This is a genomic window from Actinoallomurus sp. NPDC052274 (genome assembly GCF_040679475.1).
Taxonomy (GTDB): domain Bacteria; phylum Actinomycetota; class Actinomycetes; order Streptosporangiales; family Streptosporangiaceae; genus Actinoallomurus; species Actinoallomurus liliacearum.
On record NZ_JBFAUT010000145.1, the window covers coordinates 1 to 1,302 of the forward strand.

Annotated in this window: 1 protein-coding gene; it reads right to left on the bottom strand. The window is 67.7% G+C overall.

Annotated elements, in window-relative coordinates:
- Window positions 1-33: 33 nt before the first annotated feature.
- Complete coding sequence (locus AB0K82_RS44520; protein WP_364409805.1) at window positions 34-1,173, bottom strand: IS30 family transposase; 1,140 nt, start codon at window positions 1,171-1,173, stop codon at window positions 34-36.
- Between the last annotated feature and the right edge of the window lie 129 nt (window positions 1,174-1,302).

Consider the following 1,302-nt stretch of genomic DNA (forward strand, 5'->3'; position numbering starts at 1 on the left):
GGCGGATTCAAGGGGTCGTTGCAACACCGGTGATCAACTGGCTGTTGCCAGGAGCTTAGCGAGACGCTCGGCTGGGGTTTCCCAGCCGAGCGTTTTTCGTGGTCTTGCGTTGAGTTCGGCGGCGACGGCGTCCAGGTCCTGGCGGGTGTGGACCGATAGGTCGGTGCCTTTGGGGAAGTACTGGCGGAGCAGGCCGTTGGTGTTCTCGTTGGAGCCGCGCTGCCAGGGTGAGTGCGGGTCGCAGAAGTAGACGGGTATGTCGGCGGTCATGGCGAACTCGTGATGCAGGCCCATCTCCGAGCCTTGGTCCCAGGTCAAGGAGCGTTTCAGCTCCTGTGGCAGGTTCTGCATCGTGTCGGCCAGGGCGTCGCGGACGGTCTCGGCCGTGCGGTCGGTGGGCAGGTGAACGAGCAGGACATAGCGGGTGGCGCGCTCGACGAGCGTGCCGATCTGTGAGGCCTGGTTCTTGCCGATGATCAGGTCACCTTCCCAGTGGCCGGGCACGGCGCGGTCGGCGGCTTCGGCGGGACGCTCGCTGATCATCACCATCGGCGCGGAGTAGCGCGGCTGGCGCGTCTGGGCCTGGCGGCGCGGCTTGCGGTAGGTGCGGCCGGTCCGCAGCGCCTTGATGAGCTCACGGCGTAGCTGGCCGCGGCCCTGGACGTACAGGGCCTGGTAGATGGTCTCGTGGCACACGTGCATCTCCGGCCGGTCCGGGAAGCGTTCGCGCAGCATGGCGGCGATCTGCTCCGGACTCCAGTTCATCACCAGCCAGTCCTGGACGACACCTCGCAGCTCGTCGTTGGTGGCGAGTCTGCTCTGTTTGGGCCGGGGCCGGCGCGCATCCGCGCGGGCCTGGGCGGCGTGCGGCCGGTAGGCGCCGCTCTCGGCGTGCCGATTGCGGCAGACCTCGCGGCTGATCGTGGACGGGCTGCGCCCGAGCTCGGCCGCGATGGTCCGCAGTGATGCGCCTTCTCGCAGCCGGTCGGCGATGTGAATCCGTTCGGTCTGGCTGAGGAACCGCGACGACACCGAAGGCGGGAGCGCCACCCGGACGGGTGGCGCCCCCTTCTCTCCAGTGGTGGGTTTACGCCCGTTCCGCCACCGCTTGCCGGTACGGATGTTGATCCCAACGATCCGGCACGCCTCACGGCTGCTGTAGCCCTGATCCATGAGCCGGAAGTATTCCGCTCTCTCCCGCTCCAGCGGCCTACGCCCTCGAACGACCGACCGATCCCTGATCTCGAAACCCACCACGTCCCCTGCCGGGTCGAGGTGTTGCAACGATCGCTAGAAGGCAAG

Coding starts and splice junctions, on each gene's coding strand:
- AB0K82_RS44520 (WP_364409805.1), bottom strand. CDS start 1,173: ATGGATCAGGGCTACAGCAGCCGTGAGGCGTGCCGGATCGTTGGGATC.